The organism is Rhizobium sp. YAF28 (genome assembly GCF_052113285.1).
Classification (GTDB): Bacteria; Pseudomonadota; Alphaproteobacteria; order Rhizobiales; family Rhizobiaceae; genus Rhizobium.
The window spans coordinates 1-18,019 of record NZ_JBFRCX010000023.1; the positions used below are offsets into that span (position 1 = coordinate 1).

General features: G+C 61.8%; 16 protein-coding genes. 10 read left to right on the top strand and 6 right to left on the bottom strand.

Annotation, left to right across the window (positions count from 1 at the left end):
• Together groEL and groES are read right to left on the bottom strand one after the other, a co-directional pair.
• Positions 1-701 (bottom strand): chaperonin GroEL (groEL, locus tag AB4Z13_RS32090; protein WP_442207733.1); only part of this gene is annotated, 701 nt, incomplete at its 3' end.
• 55 nt (positions 702-756) lie between these two features.
• On the bottom strand, positions 757-1,053 hold the full coding sequence (gene groES, locus AB4Z13_RS32095) for a co-chaperone GroES (RefSeq protein ID WP_007814205.1): 297 nt from the start codon (positions 1,051-1,053) through the stop codon (positions 757-759).
• Positions 1,054-1,372: 319 nt separating this feature from the next.
• Here groES and AB4Z13_RS32100 point away from each other — a divergent pair, with 319 nt between their 5' ends.
• Positions 1,373-2,221, top strand: coding sequence for a TIGR01459 family HAD-type hydrolase (locus tag AB4Z13_RS32100; RefSeq protein WP_439014182.1), 849 nt, complete (start codon positions 1,373-1,375; stop codon positions 2,219-2,221).
• A 14-nt stretch (positions 2,222-2,235) separates the two neighbouring features.
• Complete coding sequence (locus tag AB4Z13_RS32105) at positions 2,236-3,219, top strand: bifunctional riboflavin kinase/FAD synthetase (protein ID WP_113325778.1); 984 nt, start codon at positions 2,236-2,238, stop codon at positions 3,217-3,219.
• A gap of 2 nt (positions 3,220-3,221) precedes the next feature.
• Here AB4Z13_RS32105 and AB4Z13_RS32110 read toward each other — a convergent pair whose 3' ends face one another.
• Positions 3,222-4,436 (bottom strand): MFS transporter, encoded by a 1,215-nt coding sequence (locus AB4Z13_RS32110; RefSeq protein WP_439014183.1) that lies wholly within the window; start codon positions 4,434-4,436, stop codon positions 3,222-3,224.
• A 599-nt stretch (positions 4,437-5,035) separates the two neighbouring features.
• On the opposite strand from AB4Z13_RS32110, the gene ileS reads away from it, so the two are divergent.
• Together ileS and AB4Z13_RS32120 are read left to right on the top strand one after the other, a co-directional pair.
• Positions 5,036-7,942 (top strand): isoleucine--tRNA ligase, encoded by a 2,907-nt coding sequence (ileS, locus tag AB4Z13_RS32115; RefSeq protein WP_439014184.1) that lies wholly within the window; start codon positions 5,036-5,038, stop codon positions 7,940-7,942.
• Positions 7,943-8,073: 131 nt separating this feature from the next.
• On the top strand, positions 8,074-8,703 hold the full coding sequence (locus AB4Z13_RS32120) for a hypothetical protein (protein WP_113321884.1): 630 nt from the start codon (positions 8,074-8,076) through the stop codon (positions 8,701-8,703).
• 97 nt (positions 8,704-8,800) lie between these two features.
• On the opposite strand, the gene AB4Z13_RS32125 is transcribed toward AB4Z13_RS32120, so the two are convergent.
• On the bottom strand, positions 8,801-9,043 hold the full coding sequence (locus AB4Z13_RS32125; protein ID WP_439014185.1) for a hypothetical protein: 243 nt from the start codon (positions 9,041-9,043) through the stop codon (positions 8,801-8,803).
• A gap of 296 nt (positions 9,044-9,339) precedes the next feature.
• Positions 9,340-9,777, bottom strand: coding sequence for a nucleoside deaminase (locus AB4Z13_RS32130; protein ID WP_442207738.1), 438 nt, complete (start codon positions 9,775-9,777; stop codon positions 9,340-9,342).
• Positions 9,778-9,867: 90 nt separating this feature from the next.
• Here AB4Z13_RS32130 and AB4Z13_RS32135 point away from each other — a divergent pair, with 90 nt between their 5' ends.
• From AB4Z13_RS32135 to AB4Z13_RS32145, 3 genes are read left to right on the top strand one after another with little or no spacing between them, the layout of a single operon-like run.
• Positions 9,868-12,021, top strand: coding sequence for a pseudouridine synthase (locus AB4Z13_RS32135; protein ID WP_439014186.1), 2,154 nt, complete (start codon positions 9,868-9,870; stop codon positions 12,019-12,021).
• Positions 12,002-12,562 (top strand): 16S rRNA (guanine(966)-N(2))-methyltransferase RsmD, encoded by a 561-nt coding sequence (gene rsmD / locus AB4Z13_RS32140; protein WP_037105838.1) that lies wholly within the window; start codon positions 12,002-12,004, stop codon positions 12,560-12,562. Before AB4Z13_RS32135 ends, rsmD begins: the two co-directional genes overlap by 20 nt.
• Before the next feature lie 18 nt (positions 12,563-12,580).
• On the top strand, positions 12,581-13,462 hold the full coding sequence (locus tag AB4Z13_RS32145; protein WP_439017174.1) for a patatin-like phospholipase family protein: 882 nt from the start codon (positions 12,581-12,583) through the stop codon (positions 13,460-13,462).
• A gap of 12 nt (positions 13,463-13,474) precedes the next feature.
• Here AB4Z13_RS32145 and AB4Z13_RS32150 read toward each other — a convergent pair whose 3' ends face one another.
• A complete protein-coding gene (locus AB4Z13_RS32150) occupies positions 13,475-15,286 on the bottom strand; it encodes a monovalent cation:proton antiporter-2 (CPA2) family protein (protein ID WP_439014187.1) in 1,812 nt (603 codons plus the stop codon).
• Positions 15,287-15,400: 114 nt separating this feature from the next.
• Here AB4Z13_RS32150 and AB4Z13_RS32155 point away from each other — a divergent pair, with 114 nt between their 5' ends.
• From AB4Z13_RS32155 to AB4Z13_RS32165, 3 genes are all read left to right on the top strand, one after another.
• Positions 15,401-16,750 carry a TldD/PmbA family protein gene (locus AB4Z13_RS32155; protein WP_442207734.1) on the top strand — a complete coding sequence of 450 codons (1,350 nt, stop codon included), beginning with the start codon at positions 15,401-15,403 and terminating at the stop codon, positions 16,748-16,750.
• Between the two features lie 16 nt (positions 16,751-16,766).
• Positions 16,767-17,573: a 3'(2'),5'-bisphosphate nucleotidase CysQ gene (locus AB4Z13_RS32160; RefSeq protein ID WP_439014188.1), complete on the top strand. Its 807-nt coding sequence runs from the start codon at positions 16,767-16,769 to the stop codon at positions 17,571-17,573.
• 61 nt (positions 17,574-17,634) lie between these two features.
• The gene (locus AB4Z13_RS32165; protein WP_007814234.1) at positions 17,635-17,883 is read left to right on the top strand and encodes a DUF4170 domain-containing protein; all 249 of its coding nucleotides are present in this window, start codon (positions 17,635-17,637) and stop codon (positions 17,881-17,883) included.
• Positions 17,884-18,019: the final 136 nt, after the last annotated feature.

Genomic DNA, 18,019 nt, shown 5'->3' on the forward strand with positions numbered 1-18,019 from the left:
AGCATGGACTGCAGGTTCGAGAGCTTCTTTTCGTGCAGCAGGATGAAGGCGTCTTCGAGGTCAGCAACCATCTTTTCCGGGTTGGTGACGAAGTACGGGCTCAGGTAGCCGCGGTCGAACTGCATGCCTTCGACGACTTCGAGCTCGGTTTCAGCGGTCTTGGCTTCTTCGACGGTGATGACACCTTCGTTGCCGACCTTCTGCATGGCTTCAGCAATGTCGAGACCGACCTGCTTGTCGCCGTTTGCGGAGATCGTGCCGACCTGGGCAACTTCTTCCGACGTGGAGATCTTCTTGGCCTTGGCCTGGAGATCCTTGACGACTTCAGCAACGGCGAGGTCGATGCCGCGCTTCAGGTCCATCGGGTTCATGCCGGCTGCAACAGCCTTGTTGCCTTCGCGAACGATGGCCTGTGCGAGAACCGTGGCGGTCGTGGTGCCGTCGCCGGCAATGTCGTTGGTCTTCGAAGCAACTTCGCGGACCATCTGCGCGCCCATGTTTTCGAACTTGTCTTCGAGTTCGATTTCCTTGGCGACAGAAACACCGTCCTTGGTGATGCGCGGAGCGCCGAAGGACTTGTCGATAACGACGTTACGGCCCTTCGGACCGAGCGTGACCTTCACTGCGTCAGCGAGGACGTCGACGCCGCGCAGCATCTTTTCGCGCGCGCTGCGGCCGAACTTTACTTCTTTAGCTGCCATTTTGAGAACTCCTGAAAAGGGGTGTCAGCGATTTCGATGAAAGACAATCGGCCGATTAGCCGATAATGCCCATGATGTCGGCTTCCTTCATGATCAGAAGGTCTTCGCCGTCGATCTTGACTTCCGTGCCCGACCACTTGCCGAACAGAATGCGGTCGCCGGCCTTGACGTCCAGCGGAACGACCTTGCCGGATTCGTCACGAGCGCCGGAACCGACAGCGACGATTTCGCCTTCCTGCGGCTTTTCCTTGGCGGTGTCCGGGATGATGATGCCACCCTTGGTCTTCGCTTCGGATTCAACGCGACGGACGACGACGCGATCGTGAAGCGGGCGGAAATTGGTGCTTGCCATTGCTAATCCCTCGATCAAATGACATTCGCGGACCGGGTTGGTCCACAATGAAGGTGTTAGCACTCAACTCCCGTGAGTGCTACCGCCGTGCATTTAGGGATGGCTTCAGAAGGAGTCAAGAAGAGCCATCACGGATTTTTGTGCCGGAATTGTGGAGACAGGCAGGATTTGTCCGGCGTGGTTACCGAGCTTTGCTCACGTCCAGCTTTTGAACCTCCGGCGTTCTTCGCCTGACGCAGAAAATGCGCAGAAAATGCCTTGCCATTGAAGCCCGCCTTTGCAATGTCACCGGTGACTGAAAGCGAAGCAGGAAAGCGGAATGGCAAAGCGGATTGCGAACTTCTCCGAAATCACCGATCGATACGATGCGGTGCTCTGCGATGTCTGGGGCGTCGTGCACAACGGCGTCGATCCCTTTCCGAAGGCCGGGGAAGCGCTCCAGGCCGCCCGTGCCGCTGGCCTCACTGTCGTTCTCATTACCAATTCGCCGCGCGTCTCCTGGCAGGTCGTCGAGCAACTCCGCCAGATCGGCGTACCCGACGACGCCTATGATCGCATCGTCACTTCGGGCGATGTCACCCGCGCGCTGATTGCTGAAGGCCCGCGGCAGGTCTTCCTGCTCGGTCCGGAGCGCGACAATCCGATCCTTGAAGGCCTCGATATCGAGCGCGCTGCCGCCGGCGAAGCCACATCCGTCGTCTGCACCGGCTTTTTCGACGACGAGACGCAGACGCCCGAGGACTACACGGACATGCTGCTGGATTTCAAAGCCCGCAACGTGCCGATGATCTGCGCCAATCCCGACCTCGTGGTCGAGCGCGGTCACCGCATCATTCCCTGCGCCGGCGCCATGGCCGCCTATTATGAGCAACTCGGAGGCTCCACCCGGATCGCAGGCAAGCCACACCGGCCGATCTATGAGGCCACACTTGCCGCTGCCCGCGAGGTCCGTGGTGATTTCCCTGTTAACCGTGTGCTGGCGATCGGCGACGGCATGCCGACGGATGTTCGCGGCGCCTTGAATTATGGCCTCGACCTTCTTTACATCAGCGGCGGTATTCACGCGAAGGAATATACGCTGCACGGTGAGACCGACGAGGCGATCCTGCACGCCTATCTCGAACGGGAAAAGGCAGCGCCAAAGTGGTGGATGCCGCGCCTCGCATAAGAGAATTGAAGCCGATGACCGTTTTCCACCGCAATGAAACCCGTGATCCGCTGCCCGAGCATTTGAAAGGCGGTGTCATCGCCATCGGCAATTTCGACGGCGTCCATCGCGGCCATCAATCGGTGCTGAACCGGGCTCTCGATATCGCGAAAGAGCGCGGTATCCCCGCCCTGGTACTGACCTTCGAGCCGCATCCGCGCACCGTCTTCAAGCCGGATGCGCCGGTCTTCCGCCTGACGCCCGCACCGTTCAAGGCGCGCATCCTGGAAGAGCTCGGCTTCAACGCGGTCATCGAATATCCCTTCGATTACGAGTTCTCGCAGCGCTCGGCGGAAGAGTTCATCCATTCCATCCTGAAGGACTGGCTTGGCGCGTCCGAGGTGGTGACCGGCTTCGATTTCCATTTCGGCCGCGGCCGCGAAGGTGGGCCTGCCTTCCTGATGGATGCCGGTAACAGGTATGGTTTCGGCGTCACACTGATCGACGCCTTTCGCGACGAGAACACCGATGTCGTCTCATCGAGCCATATCCGCGCGCTGCTGAAGGAAGGCGATGTCTCCTCGGTCGCCGCCATGCTCGGCTATCATTATACGGTCCAGTCGAAGGTCATTGACGGAGAGAAGCTCGGCCGCCAGCTCGGCTTCCCGACCGCCAACATGCAGTTGCCGCCGGAAGCGGAACTTGCAGCCGGCATTTACGCCGTTCGTTTCCGCCTCGAAAACGGCGGGCTCTATGATGCGGTGGCAAGCTACGGCCGGCGTCCAACGGTGACAGAAAACGGCGTGCCGTTGCTCGAAACCTATCTTTTCGATTTCAGCGGTGATCTCTACGGCCAGACCTGTTCGGTCTCCTTCTTCGGCTATCTGCGCCCCGAACTGAAGTTCGACGGGCTCGATCCGCTCGTCGCGCAGATCAAGCGCGACGAGGAGGAAGCGAGGGCACTGCTGGCAGGTGTGAGACCGCTCGGCGAGCTCGACCGCAAGCTCTGTTTCAATTGACCTCAGGCCGTGCCGAGCGCGGGCTGTGATTTCTGGCGCGGCAAAGGCGGGAAAGCGAGTGCAATTGCCGCCGCACCGAGCCCGACCAGCGCGGAGCCGATGAAGAGCCACGAATAGTTGGCATAGGTATCGTAGATCCAGCCGCCGATCAGCGGGCCGAAGGCCATGCCGATACTGGAGAGCATTGTCGCCGCCCCGAACACCGTGCCGATAACGCGCGGGCCGAAATATTCACGCGCCAGCACGGCATAAAGCGGCATCACCCCGCCATAGGCGCTGCCGAAGATGACGGCGAGCGCATAGAACTCCCCGAGCTTGCTGACGGCAAGGTAGGTGGCAAGGGCCGCCGCCTGCACCAGCAGGCCTGCGATGATGACCGGCTTCACGCCGATCCGGTCCGCCAGGGTGCCATAGAGCAGGCGCCCGCCGAGACCGGCAAGACCCTCGACACTGTAGATGCTGACGGCAGCCATCGGTGCAACGCCGCAGAGCGTTGCATAGCTCACCATATGGAAGATCGGTCCGGAATGGGCAGCACAGCAGGCGAAAAAGGTCAGCCCGAGCACAATGAACTGCGGCGAGCGGAAAACCTTCCACAGATTGGGGGCACTGCCATCACCTGACACGATGGCCTCATGCGCATCCTGCGGCGGCGACGGCCGCCGACGTACGAGAAGTGCTGCCGGGATCATCAGGATGAGCGCACCGATGCCGATGATCATCATCGCCGGGCGCCAGTCATAGGTGGTGATCAGCCAGCGCGCGAAGGGCGAGATCGTCATCGGCGCGACACCCATGCCTGCCGAAACCAGCGAGACGGCAAGCCCGCGGTTCTCGTCGAACCACTCCGTCGTCGCGGCGATCATCGGCGCGAAAAAGGCACTGGCTGAAAGCCCGACCAGCACGCCATAGGTCAGCTGGAACTGCAGTAGCGTTTCCGCACGGCTGGCAAGCATCAGCGCCAGCCCGAGGATGACGGAGCCTATCAGCACCACGGGGCGCGGTCCGTATCGGTCGCTGACAGCACCCCAGAAGAAACCGCCTACGCCCATGACGATGAAATTCAGCGTCATGGCACTGGCGATGCCGGCATGCGACCAGCCGGTCGCGTTGGCGATTGGTTGCTGGAAGATTGCGAGAGAAAACATGGCGCCGAGAGCAACGCACGTCATCAGTGCGCCGGCCGCGACGATTACCCAACGATAGGAACTGCTCATATCCACATAACTCCTTGCGGGCGGGTTTGATAGGCATGATGAATTTCCCATGCCTGCGAGTCAAAGACGTTCGGGCAACGGGGAATTCGACAGGGGTTTTGGGATTTTTTGCATTGGGACCAGCAAAACTGCAGCCATCGCCTGTCCCAGGCGTTTGCCAACCGATCGCCCGCGCATTGACCGTGCCCAGGCGCCGAAAGGCAATCTCGACATGGACAAGGGTTCTGGAACGGTGAGACAGTGAACGCCCTCGTTGCCGTCATCGTCAATCTGCCAGCGCCGGCACGGGGAGCTGCGAGAGCCTGCGCGTAGTTCATGAATCTCGTTGGAGCGAAGCGGCAGGCATCCGGCCGGCGGCTTTTCGTGAGGCTGAGAGACTGAAATCCCTCTTCCTTTTCCGCTGAAAAGCGCTTATGAACCGGCGCAATGAGTAAATTCCGGCTGGCGCATTCGATACGAATTATCGGCCCGGTCTTCCGCGCGCGCTGAGCGGCCGGAAGGTCCGGGTTTTCGGCGCTTGGCTTGCGCGAGCGCTTTCCGTCACCACAGATTTCATATCCGCGTGCCCTTGTTCGGGCCGCCAGAAGCGATTGTCACACATGACCGACACAGCCGAAAAGATCGATTACTCGAAGACCCTCTACCTGCCCGAGACGGATTTCCCCATGCGCGCCGGCCTGCCGCAGAAGGAGCCGGAACTCGTTGCCCGCTGGCAGCAGATGGACCTCTACAAGAAGCTGCGCGCCTCCGCCGCCGGCCGCGAAAAGTTCGTCCTGCACGACGGCCCGCCCTATGCCAACGGCAACATCCATATCGGCCACGCGCTGAACAAGATCCTCAAGGATGTCATCACGCGCTCCTTCCAGATGCGCGGCTACGACTCCAACTACGTTCCCGGCTGGGACTGCCACGGCCTGCCGATCGAATGGAAGATCGAGGAAGAAAACTACCGCGCCAAGGGCAAGGCCAAGCCTGACCTGACCGAGCCGTCGGCGATGATCGAGTTCCGCCGCGAATGCCGCGCCTATGCCGAAAAGTGGATCGCCATCCAGGGCGGCGAGTTCCAGCGTCTCGGTATCGTCGGCGATTTCGAAAACCCGTATCTGACGATGAACTTTCATGCGGAAAGCCGGATCGCCGGCGAGCTTCTGAAGATCGCCAGGAGCGGCCAGCTTTACCGTGGCTCCAAGCCGATCATGTGGTCGGTCGTAGAGCGCACTGCACTGGCGGAAGCCGAAGTTGAATACCACGACTATGAGAGCGACACGATCTGGGTGAAGTTCCCGGTCGCGAAGGGCCCTGATAGCCTCAAGGATGCTTCCGTCGTCATCTGGACCACCACGCCCTGGACGATCCCTGGTAACCGGGCGATCGCCTATTCCTCGCGTGTTGCTTACGGCCTTTATGAGGTAACGGCTGCTGAGAACGATTTTGGCCCGCGCCCGGGCGAGAAGATGATCTTCGCCGACAAGCTCGCCGAAGAATCCTTCGCCAAGGCAAAGCTGCAGTATAAGCGTCTCGCCGACGTCACGGCTGCCGATCTCGCCGGCATCACCTGCGCCCATCCGCTGCATGGCCTCGGAGGCGGCTACGAATTTCTGGTACCGCTACTCGAAGGCGATCACGTCACCGACGATACCGGTACGGGTTTCGTTCACACGTCGCCGAGCCACGGCCGCGAAGACTTTGATGTCTGGATGGCGCATGCCCGAGAAATCGAGGGACGCGGTATCGAGAGCAAGATCCCGTTCCCGGTTGACGACGGCGGCTTCTATACCGCCGATGCGCCCGGCTTCGAAGGCGCACGCGTCATCGACGACAACGGCAAGAAGGGCGATGCCAACGACCGCGTCATCAAGGCGCTGATCGAGCGCAACGCGCTCTTTGCCCGCGGCCGCCTGAAGCATCAGTATCCGCATTCCTGGCGCTCCAAGAAGCCGGTGATCTTCCGCAACACGCCGCAGTGGTTCGTCTATATGGACAAGACCCTGGCAGACGGCGCCACGCTGCGCACCCGCGCCCTGAAGGCAATCGACGACACCCGCTTCGTGCCCGCTGCCGGCCAGAACCGCCTGCGCGCCATGATCGAGCAGCGCCCGGACTGGGTACTGTCCCGCCAGCGCGCCTGGGGCGTGCCGATCTGCGTCTTCGTCGATGAGCACGGCGAAGTGCTGCAGGACGATGCCGTCAACCAGCGCATTCTCGATGCTTTCGATGCCGAAGGCGCCGATGCCTGGTTTGCTGCGGGCGCCAAGGAGCGTTTCCTCGGCAACGAGCATGACCCGGCCAAGTGGTCGCAGGTCATGGATATTCTCGATGTCTGGTTCGACTCGGGCTCGACGCACACCTTCACACTGGAAGATCGGCCCGACCTGAAATGGCCGGCCGATCTCTACCTCGAAGGTTCCGACCAGCATCGTGGCTGGTTCCACTCTTCGCTCTTGGAATCGGCTGCGACGCGTGGCCGAGCGCCCTATGACGCCGTCCTCACCCATGGCTTCACCATGGACGAGAAGGGCGAGAAGATGTCGAAGTCGAAGGGCAACGTCACTTCGCCGCAGGAAGTGATGAAGGATGCCGGTGCCGATATCCTTCGCCTCTGGGTCATGACCTCGGACTATGCGGACGATCTGCGCGTCGGCAAGACGATCATCCAGACCAATGTCGATGCCTATCGCAAGCTGCGCAACACCATCCGCTGGATGCTCGGCACGCTGGCGCATGACAAGGGCGAAGTCATCGCGCTCTCGGATCTGCCGGAACTGGAGCAGCTGATGCTGCACCGTCTCTCCGAGCTCGACCAGCTCGTGCGTGAGAACTATGACGCCTTCGACTTCAAGAAGATCGCCCGTGCATTGATCGACTTTGCAAACGTCGAGCTCTCGGCCTTCTACTTCGATATCCGCAAGGATGCGCTCTACTGCGATGCGCCCTCCAGCCTTCGTCGTCGTTCGGCACTCTACGTCATCCGCATGATCTTCGATTGCATGGTGACCTGGCTTGCTCCGATGCTGCCTTTCACCACGGAAGAAGCATGGCTCTCGCGTAATCCTTCGGCCGTCTCCGTGCATCTGGAGCAGTTTGCTCCCGTCGCCACGGAATGGCGCAACGATGCTCTGGCCGAAAAGTGGAAGCAGATCCGCGCGATCCGCAGCGTCGTTACCGGCGCTCTCGAAATCGAGCGCAAGGACAAGCGCATCGGCTCGTCGTTGGAAGCAGCCCCCGTCGTCTATGTTGCCGACGCGGAACTGCGCAAGGCACTTGAGGGCCAGGATTTCAGCGAGGTCTGCATCACCTCCGGCATCACCATCAAGGCGGACGCCGGCCCGGCTGACGCTTTCCGTCTGCCGGAAGTGCCTGAAGTCGCCGTCGTTCCGAAGCTTGCCGAAGGCGTAAAATGTGCACGTTCCTGGCGCATCACCACCGATGTCGGTTCCGATCCTGATTATCCCGACGTTTCGGCGCGTGACGCAGCGGCACTCCGCGAACTCGGCATCCGTGCCTGAAGATATTTGCCGGGTGAATTGCCTTTATGGCGTTCATCCGGTAAAAGCTGCCTGAAAATGGCCGGATTTTTGCGTCAGGGGGACGATTGTCCGGTGGGCAGTACTGATTCCGGCATGCGGGAAGGGTTTTCATGTTAGCGACGCATTGGTTCCGTTTGGGCGCCTGCCTGTCTCTTGTTCTGGCGGCAAGCTCCACGATGTCCGGCTGCGCCAGCAGCCCGACCTACGGTACCGACAAGACCGCCATGGAACAGCTTGCCGACGACCTCGGCCAGTCCGTTTCGCTGACCGGTCCCGGCCCGAAGAACACCGGTGTGAAATATACGCCGCGCCCGACGCTGGTCATGCCTGCGCCCGCGCAGAAGGAAACGCTCGTCGCGCCGCAGCAGAATGTCGCCAACAAGGACAATCCTGAGTGGGTTGAATCCCCGGAAGAGGCCCGCGCCCGTCTCGTGAAGGAAGCCGACGAGAATTCGGACAATCCGAGCTATCGTTCGCCGCTCGCCAGCTCCGCCATCGAGGGCGGCCGCCAGACGTCCGAAGCCCAGACCAAGGCCTATCGCGAAGCCCGTGCCCTGCAGAAGGGCGCCTATATCGACCAGCGCCGCTACATTTCCGATCCGCCGACCGAATATCGCGCCGTCGACGATCCTGCCAAGCTCGATGACCTCGGCACGCCGGAGCAGAAGAAGGCGAAGCAGCGCAAGAAGGATGCAGCGGTCGCCAATAGCGGCACCAAGTGGTGGCAGATCCTTCAGTAAAAGCAATTCAGCAAGAATGCGCAGCGGTTTTGCGTCCGGAATGCGTAGAAGCAAAACGGAAATGTTTAGCGGCGCGACGCGTTAAACCAGCGTCGCGTCAGCGTGATATGCAGAAGCTGGCACGCGAGAAGGACGCACCCATCAAGGCGATATCGGCATTGCGCACTTGGTCGCTGAGCAGGATCGCGGCCATGATGATAGCTGCAAGCCCTGGAATGAAGGCGAAAGCGATCGTCCGCGGCGCCGTCCAGTTCACGCTTCCGTTCAGTGACCATTGCATCGGCAGCTTCGCCACGCCGGGCGCAACTGTCCGGTTGGCGTAGGCGGCAAGCACGCCCATGACGATGATGGTTCCGATGGCTAGAGCCTTTCCTGGTTAGATTGAAGCATTCTGTTGGCTCAAACGGAGTCGGATGATCGACCGGCCGGCGCGCGTCGTAGCCAGATCTCCGGCCAAGCCGGCCGGTCGATCAGGCGGCCCGTTTCAGCCAACCCGAAGGGCCGGGCATCTTTCCGCCAGGATCAAAGGCGATCGGCTCGGACGTACCGAGGGGTATGCCCTTCGCCGATCGCCTTTGCCCTGACGAAAACCTGCTCCGGCAGAATGCTTCAATCTAACCAGGAAAGGCTCTAGGATCATGGCAGGTCTCTTCTCTCAGAAAAGAATGCCCTCAGCATATCCGCCGCCTCGGTCTCGTTGAAGCCGGAATAGACCTCCGGCACATGATGGCAGGTCGGCTGGGCATAGAAGCGCACGCCACTATCGACCGCTCCGCCCTTCGGGTCTTCCGCGCCGTAATAAAGCCTGCGGATGCGGGCGAAGGATATGGCCGCCGCACACATGGTGCAAGGCTCCAGCGTGACATAGAGGTCGGCGCCGGCAAGACGTTCCTGGCCAAGCTTTTCGCAGGCCATGCGAATGGCGGCGATCTCGGCATGGGCGGTGACGTCGTTGAGTTCCCGCGTGCGGTTTCCGGAGGCGGCGACTGCCGCGCCATCGACGACGACGACCGCGCCGATCGGCACTTCGCCGCGCTCCCCGGCAGCGCGCGCTTCCTCGAGCGCCATCTCCATAAATCGATTTGTCTTCACGTTCGCAAGAATTTCCACTTAACCGCAGGTGCATGACCTGATAGACAGGCCGAAAAGGCAGGCAAACAACAAATGACACCCAAAGACAAGCCAAAACGCCCCGGCACCAAGGCCCCCGCGCGCGAAGCCCGGTCCGGAAGCGGCCCGAAGACCGGCAGCGAGAAGCCGTTGAAGGCTGCTGCCGCGAAAGTCGCTGCTAACGAAGCGGATGGCGATGCCAAGGCGGAACGCATCTCCAAGGTGATGGCGCGCGCTGGCGTCGCCTCCCGTCGCGATATCGAACGCATGATCATGGACGGCCGCGTCACGCTGAACGGCAAGCTCCTGGACACGCCCGTCGTCAACGTCACGCTCGAAGACAAGATCGAAGTCGATGGCGTGCCGATCCGCGGCATCGAGCGCACCCGCCTGTGGCTCTACCACAAGCCGCAGGGACTTGTGACGACGAATTCCGATCCCGAGGGACGCCCGACCGTCTTCGACAATCTGCCGGAAGAACTTCCGCGTGTCATGTCGATCGGTCGTCTCGACATCAACACAGAAGGCCTGCTGTTGCTCACCAATGACGGCGGTCTGGCCCGTGCGCTGGAACTGCCGACCACCGGCTGGCTGCGTCGCTACCGCGTCCGCGCCCACGGCGATATCGATCAGGATGCGCTGGACAAGCTGAAGGATGGCATTGCCGTCGACGGCGTTCTCTACGGCTCCATCGAAGCGACGCTCGATCGCACGCAGGGGTCCAATGTCTGGATCACCATGGGCCTGCGCGAAGGCAAGAACCGCGAAATCAAGAACGTGCTCGGCGCGCTTGGTCTTGAGGTCAACCGCCTGATCCGCATCTCCTACGGCCCCTTCCAGCTTGGCGAATTGCCCGAAGGTCACGTGGTCGAGGTGCGCGGCCGCACGCTGCGCGACCAGCTCGGTCCGCGCCTCATCGAGGATGCCAAGGCGAATTTCGATGCGCCGCTCTACAATGCCCCGGCCGTTGCCGCCGAAGAGCCCGAGGAACCGGCGCCGGAGCGCCGCGAGCGTCCGCGTCGCGAGGAAGACAAGCGCGAACGGGCGTTGAGCCGCCTCGATACCAAGCGCGACGACCGTCGTGATGATAAGCGGGACGAGCGACGGGATGACCGCCGCAGCGAAGATGACCGGCCGAAGCGTCCGGCCCTCGGCAGCCGCCGCAACGCCAATGTGTGGATGGCGCCCGGTGCCCGTCCGCTCGGCGAGAAGGCCGCCGCCAAGGCTGCCAAGAATGCTCAGACCGCACGCCGTCGCGGTGAAACGGCCCCAGTGAAGGAGCAGCGCTTCGATCCTGCAGCCGATCGCCTGCGCCCGCAGATCAATCGCGTCCACGAAGAGGATGGCGAGTGGATCCGTTCGAGCGAGACGCCCAGCAAGCGCGATGAGGATGAAGGTTTCGGCCGCAAGCGTTCCTTCGGCGACAAGCCGCGTGGTGAACGTCGTCCTCGTACGGACGGAGAGGAGCGCCCGCGTTCCTTCCGCGACCGTCCGCGCGAAGCGGGGGGCGAGCGTTCTTCGCGCCCAGCCAGAAGCTTTGGCGGCGAAGGCCGCTCGGAGCGTCCTCGTGGCGACAAGCCCTTTGGTAGCAAGCCGCGTGGCGAGCACCGTCCACGCACGGAAGGCGAAGAGGGCTCGCGTCCCTTCCGCAGCCGCTCGCGTGAGGAAGGTGGCGAACGTTCTTCGCGTCCGGCCAGAAGCTTTGGCGGCGAAGGTCGCTCGGAGCGTCCGCGTGGCGACAAACCCTTCGGCGACAAGCCGCGCGGTGACCGTCGTCCGCGTACGGAGGGAGAAGAGCGCCCGCGTTCCTTCCGCGATCGGCCGCGTGAGGACGGAGGCGAACGCGCTTCGCGTCCCGCCAGAAGCTTTGGCGGCGAAGGCCGCTCCGAGCGCGTCCGCGGCGACAAACCCTTTGGTGACAAGCCGCGCGGCGAACGTCGTCCGCGTACGGAGGGGGAAGAACGCCCGCGTTCCTTCCGCGATCGTCCGCGCGAGGAGGGTGGCGAGCGTGCTTCGCGTCCGGCGAGAAGCTTTGGCGGCGAGGCCCGTTCGGAACGTCCCCAAGGCGACAAACCCCGCGGGGCAAAGAATTTTTCCGGCAAGCCGAAGGGCGATCGACCGGGCGGTGGTGGCAAGCCTTCGGGCGGGCCGTCCAGAGGTGGTGCGAAAGGCAAGGGAATGACGCGCGGTGCGGATCGTCGGCGGTGAGTTTCGCGGACGGCCGCTTGCCGTACCAAAATCCAACGACATCCGGCCGACAGCGGACCGGACGCGTGAGAGCCTGTTCAACATTCTGAGCCATGCCTATCCGGAATGCATCGACGGCACCCGGATACTCGATCTTTTCGCCGGTACGGGCGCGGTCGGCCTCGAAGCCGTCTCGCGCGGCTGTCGCCATGCGCTGTTCGTTGAAAACAGCGTGGAGGGCAGGGCGCTTCTCTGGGAAAACATCGATGCGCTCGGCCTGCATGGTAGGACGCGAATCCTGCGCCGTGATGCGACCGATCTCGGCAGCATCGGCAATCTCGAGCCTTTCGACATGCTCTTTGCCGATCCGCCCTATGGCCGGGGGCTGGGAGAGAAGGCGCTTGCGGCGGCGGCCGAAGGCGGCTGGCTCAAGCCTGGCGCGATTACCGTTCTGGAAGAACGCGCGGATGTTGCCGTTTCGGTTCATCCTTCCTATGTTTTCCTCGAAAGCCGAATATTCGGCGATACAAGAGTACATTTCTTCCGGTATCAGCCGCAGTAGCGGGCGCGTTGGGGGCAGATCGTGCAGGCGGAAATCATCAGTCCGAAATCGCCTGCGATCAGCGACCTACCGACGGTTGCCGTCGCCTTCGGCGGCGGTGGCGCACGCGGCCTCTCGCATATCCACATCATCGAAACGCTGGATGAACTCGGCATCCGCCCGGTGGCGATCTCTGGTTCCTCCATCGGCGCCATTATGGGCGCCGGTATGGCGGCCGGCATGTCGGGTGCGGAGATCCGCGAACATGCGCTGGCAACCGTCGGCAACAAGGCAGCTGTCGTCAGTCGTATCTGGGGGCTGCGCCCGACGACCGTACGCGATGCCGTGGCCAAGGGCATCCGCATTGGCCAGTTCAATCTCGAACGCATCCTGAAAGCCTTCCTGCCCTCAGAGCTTCCGGCGCGCTTCGAAGATCTGCTAGTGCCGATGAAAGTGATCACCACCGACTATTATGGCCAGGCCGAGGTCATCGTCGAAGAAGGCCAGCTTTTTCCGGCACTTGCCGCATCATCGGCTATTCCTGCGGTCTTCATGCCGGTCAGGCTGCACGGCCGGGTGATGATCGATGGCGGCATTGCCAATCCCGTTCCTTACGAATGCCTGATGGACATCGCCGATATCGTCATCGGCATCGATGTCGTCGGCGCGCCCGAAGGCGACGGCACCCATATCCCGAACCGGATGGAAAGCATCTTCGGCTCCGGCCAGCTGATGATGCAGGCGGCGATTTCCCTGAAGCTGAAGCTCCTGCGGCCGCATATCTTCCTGCGCCCTATCGTCGGCCGCACAGGCGTCATGGATTTCCTGAAGGCGCGCGATGTGCTTGCCATGTCGGTTGGCGTCAAGGACGAGCTGAAATATGCGCTCGATCGGGAAATCGAGGCGCAGCTGAAGCGATAAACCGGTATCGCTTCAGGCGTCCGCCGTCACATCGGCCGTATTTGCCAGCGGATCGTTGTCGAAGGGACCGGGCGCACGCTTGGGCTTGACCAGCGGCTCCGGATGGATCGGCTTCGAAAACAGCAGATCCTGTCCTGCTTGCAGGCCCTCCGAAACCTGCAGCACCAGCCGCGCCTCGTCGCGCTTGCGAATGTCCTCGCCGATCTCGTAGGCATCGACTTCGGCGACACCGAGCGCCTCCAGTGTGCGCCGGCCGAAGAGCAGACCGGATTCCAGCGTTTCGCGCAGCTCGTAATCGACGCCCTTGTTGCGCAGTTCGATGGAGTGAATGCGGTCATAGGAGCGCACGAAGAGCGTCGTCTGCGGGTAGTCGGCCTGGATCAGTTCGACGATCTTGTCGGTGATTTCCCTCTTCTGGGTGCAGACGAGCACGATCTTGGCCCTATCAATGCCGGCCGAACGCAGCACATCCTTGCGGGTGCCATCGCCGAAATAGATGCGAAAACCGAAGGAGGACGCCTGCCGGATGCGGTCCGCGGAGAAATCGATGACGGTGACGCTGCGGCCGCCGGCAAGCAGGATCTGCGCGGCGATCTGGCCGAAACGCGAGAAGCCGACCATCAGCACATCAGCACCCGCACCCTCGAAATCCTCGTCCAACTCTTCGTGATCCTCTCCCGTCAGCATTCGCTTGGAGAGGGCGGCACCCAGCGGCGTCAGCGCCATGGAAAGGGTGACGATCGCAACGAGCAGCGAAGCCGTGCTGCTCGACATCAGCCCGGCGACAGCGGCCGTGGTGAAGAGGACGAAACCGAATTCCCCGCCCTGCGGCAGCAGGAAGGCGATGCGAACGGCATCGTTATGCGAAGAACGCGCCACACGGCAGAGCACGTAGATGATGAGCGCTTTCACCGCCATAATGATCGGCACGGCAATGATGATGAAGAGCACATTGTCGAGCAGCACCTGAAGCTGCAACGACAGGCCGACGGCGATGAAGAAGATAGCGAGCAGCACGCCGCGGAAGGGTTCGATATCGGCTTCCAGCTCGTGCCTGTAGGAGGATTCCGCCAGCATGACGCCGGACAGGAAAGCACCCATCGCCATCGAGAGCCCGGCAAACTGCATCAGGCTTGCCGATCCCATGACGACGAAGAGCGCGGCCGCGATCATCGCTTCGCGCGCGCCGGTGCGGGCGATGATCTGAAAGAGGGGCGTCAGCAGGTATCGGCCCATGATGATCATCGCACCGACCGCCGCAACGGAAATGCCGAAGTCGACGAGTGGGTTACCGCTGCCCTTGTCGCCGTCGAGGATGGTGACGACAGCCAGAAGCGGCACGATCGCCAGATCCTGAAACAGCAGCATGGAGAAGGAGCGCTGTCCGTAACGGGTATTGACGTCACCGTCACCTTCGAGGATCTGCATGGCGAACGCCGTGGAAGAAAGCGCCAGCCCGAAGCCGGCGACGATGCTGCCGCGCCATTCGAGCACGCCGGAAAACCAGGCAAGTGCTGTCAGCGCAAAGCCCGTCACCACCACCTGCGCGGTGCCGAGACCGAAGATGTCGCGCCGCATCTGCCAGAGGCGGGTGGGCTTCAGTTCAAGCCCGATGATGAACAGCAGGAAGACGACACCGAGCTCGGCGACATCGAGGATCTGCTCGCCATCGGTAATGCCATGAAAGATCGGCCCGATGACGATACCCGCCGCCAGATAGCCGAGAACCGTGCCGAGCCCGAGCTTCTTGAAGATCGGTGCGGCGACGACCGCGCCGCCGAGCAGCAGGATCGTTTCGGTGAAAAGAGCGTTGGGTGCGGACATGCTTCATTTCTTTCGATGGCGGGGCAAGCAGGCAGCGAGGAAAAGAATCGGCATCCACGGCCTTGATGCTTTCGGGAGTGCACAATAAATGGAACGGGAAGGAAAGGCCAAATCATGTCCTCTGAAATCGATTCCTCGACACTTCTTTCCCGTGCAAGTCAACTGATCGATCTGGCGAAAAAGGCAGGTGCTGATGCCGCCGACGCTGTCGTCGTTCGCTCGCGCGCTCAATCGGTCAGCGTACGCCTGGGCAAGGTCGAAGGCACGGAGTCCTCCGAGAGCGACGACTTTTCGCTCCGTGTCTTCGTTGGCAAGCGGGTGGCAAGCGTTTCCGCCAATCCGGGTTTCGACCTGCAGGCGCTGGCTGAACGCGCCGTCGCCATGGCCAAGGTCTCGCCGGAAGATCCGTTTGCCTGCCTCGCCGATGAGAACAGGCTCGCAAAAACCTATCCCGACCTGCAGCTTCTCGACACGACCGAAGTCGGCGCCGATCAGTTGCGGGAAGCGGCTCTTGCCGCCGAAGCGGCGGCTCTTGCAGTGAAAGGTGTCACCAATTCCTCCGGCGCTGGCGCCTCTGCCGGAATGGGCGGGCTGGTGCTCGCCACCTCGCATGGCTTCGAAGGCAGCTATATGGCTTCGCGCTTCGGCAACTCCGTCAGCGTCATTGCCGGCGAAGGCACGGGCATGGAGCGCGACTATGATTTCGACAGCCGCCTCTATTATTCCGAACTGGACGATGCCGCCGAGATCGGCCGCAGGGCCGGCGAGCGCGCCATCAAACGCGTTAATCCCCGGCAGGTGCCGACCGGCAAGGGTATTACCGTCATCTTCGATCCCCGCATCGCTCGTGGTTTCGTCGGCCATATTGCCGGCGCCATCAATGGTGCGTCGGTTGCCCGCAAGACGAGTTTCCTGCGCGACAAGATGGGCCAGCAGGTGCTGAAAGCGGGCCTGTCGATCACCGACGATCCGTTGATCGTGCGCGGCCCATCCTCGCGTCCCTTCGATGGCGAGGGCGTTTCCGGCGAGCGGCTGGTCATGATCGAGGACGGGGTACTCAAGCACTGGTTCCTGTCGACCTCCACCGCAAACGAGATCGGCGGTCTGGAAACCAATGGCCGCGGCGTGCGCGGCGGCACCTCTGTCACGCCTGCCTCGACCAATCTGGCGCTGGAGCCGAGCGACATTTCGCCGGAAGAGCTGATCCGCAGCGTTGGCAACGGTTTCTATGTGACCGAGCTGATCGGCCAGGGCGTCAACATGATAACCGGCGAATACAGCCGGGGCGCGACTGGTTTCTGGATCGAAAACGGCGAACTCACCTTCCCGGTATCGGAGGTGACGATCGCCTCCAACCTCAAGGACATGTTCATGCGGCTGACGCTCGCTAACGACATCGACCGTAAATTCGGTGTGGCGGCTCCGACCTTCGCCATTGAAGGCATGACGCTTGCCGGCCGCTGACGAACGGATCGACGCGATGAGCGACACGGACAACCGCTGGCAGAGCGATCTCGCACTGATCGCCGATGCCGCAAGACAGGCGGGCGCCGTCGCACTTGGCTTCTTCAACAAGTCACCGGAAGTCTGGTGGAAGAATGAGGAACGCTCGCCCGTCAGCGCCGCCGATTTCGCCGCCAATGAAACGCTTGAAACCATCCTGCGCGGGGCGCGGCCGGACTATGGCTGGCTGTCGGAAGAGACCGACGACGATGCCGGCCGTCTGGAACACGAGACGCTGTTCATCGTCGATCCGATCGATGGTACCAGGGCATTCCTCGCCGGCAAGGATCTCTGGTGCGTCAGCGTCGGCATCGTCCATCGCGGCCGTCCCGTTGCGGGCGCGCTTTATGCGCCGGCGCTCGATGAACTCTACGAAGCGATGGAAGGCGGCCCTGCGCTGAAAAACGGCGAGCCGATTTCCGTCTCCACGCGCGGCGAAGCTGATCTCAGCCAGCTTGCCGTCAGCGAGGAGCTGTTCAAGATTCTGCCGGCGGCGGTTCGTGAACGCAGCGAACGCGTCAAATATATCCCCTCGCTCGCCTACCGCATCGCCATGGTGGCCGATGGCCGGTTGGACACGACGTTTGTCGGGCGGAATGCCCACGACTGGGATATTGCGGCAGCCGATCTTATTCTCGAACGTGCCGGCGGTGGTCTCGTCGACCTCTCGGGTCACCCGACAACCTATAATAGAGAGAAAGTCAGCCACGAGGCGCTCTGCGCTTCGCCTGTCCCGCGTCTCCGTGAATATCTGGACTTGTTCACTCAGCTAAGAGACGGTTGACGTTTCCGTCAAAATCCCTCAGATGAAGGGCCGGAGGAGAATAGGCAGAAAGAGAATAAAAATGACGGACTCCGGCGGTAAAAAGCAGCTCCTGCACCTCGTCTTCGGTGGCGAACTCGAAAACCTTGAAGGCATCCAGTTCCGGGATCTTGGGGATCTCGATATTGTCGGTATTTTCCCCGACTATGCCACGGCACTGACGGCCTGGAAGGCCAAGGCGCAGCAAACGGTCGACAATGCGCATATGCGCTATTTCATCGTCCACATGCATCGTCTGCTCGATCCGCAGGATACGACTGGGAGCAAGTGAGCCCTAGCAGCAAGCCGCTGGCCCTCCGCTGTCCACAGCGGAGGCCTTTGCGCATCGGTTCCTTGCCCTTGATCGACGCATTCTGAACAAATTGATCGGTCATTGCGGCCGCAACGATAATTAGGGAAATGGATTG

What these genes read in the sequence shown, in the direction of transcription:
- groES (WP_007814205.1), bottom strand. Translation starts at nt 1,053, where the DNA reads ATGGCAAGCACCAATTTCCGCCCGCTTCACGATCGCGTCGTCGTCCGT.
- AB4Z13_RS32100 (WP_439014182.1), top strand. Translation starts at nt 1,373, where the DNA reads ATGGCAAAGCGGATTGCGAACTTCTCCGAAATCACCGATCGATACGAT.
- AB4Z13_RS32105 (WP_113325778.1), top strand. Translation starts at nt 2,236, where the DNA reads ATGACCGTTTTCCACCGCAATGAAACCCGTGATCCGCTGCCCGAGCAT.
- AB4Z13_RS32110 (WP_439014183.1), bottom strand. Translation starts at nt 4,436, where the DNA reads ATGAGCAGTTCCTATCGTTGGGTAATCGTCGCGGCCGGCGCACTGATG.
- ileS (WP_439014184.1), top strand. Translation starts at nt 5,036, where the DNA reads ATGACCGACACAGCCGAAAAGATCGATTACTCGAAGACCCTCTACCTG.
- AB4Z13_RS32120 (WP_113321884.1), top strand. Translation starts at nt 8,074, where the DNA reads ATGTTAGCGACGCATTGGTTCCGTTTGGGCGCCTGCCTGTCTCTTGTT.
- AB4Z13_RS32125 (WP_439014185.1), bottom strand. Translation starts at nt 9,043, where the DNA reads ATGGGCGTGCTTGCCGCCTACGCCAACCGGACAGTTGCGCCCGGCGTG.
- AB4Z13_RS32130 (WP_442207738.1), bottom strand. Translation starts at nt 9,777, where the DNA reads ATGGAGATGGCGCTCGAGGAAGCGCGCGCTGCCGGGGAGCGCGGCGAA.
- AB4Z13_RS32135 (WP_439014186.1), top strand. Translation starts at nt 9,868, where the DNA reads ATGACACCCAAAGACAAGCCAAAACGCCCCGGCACCAAGGCCCCCGCG.
- AB4Z13_RS32150 (WP_439014187.1), bottom strand. Translation starts at nt 15,286, where the DNA reads ATGTCCGCACCCAACGCTCTTTTCACCGAAACGATCCTGCTGCTCGGC.
- AB4Z13_RS32155 (WP_442207734.1), top strand. Translation starts at nt 15,401, where the DNA reads ATGTCCTCTGAAATCGATTCCTCGACACTTCTTTCCCGTGCAAGTCAA.
- AB4Z13_RS32160 (WP_439014188.1), top strand. Translation starts at nt 16,767, where the DNA reads ATGAGCGACACGGACAACCGCTGGCAGAGCGATCTCGCACTGATCGCC.
- AB4Z13_RS32165 (WP_007814234.1), top strand. Translation starts at nt 17,635, where the DNA reads ATGACGGACTCCGGCGGTAAAAAGCAGCTCCTGCACCTCGTCTTCGGT.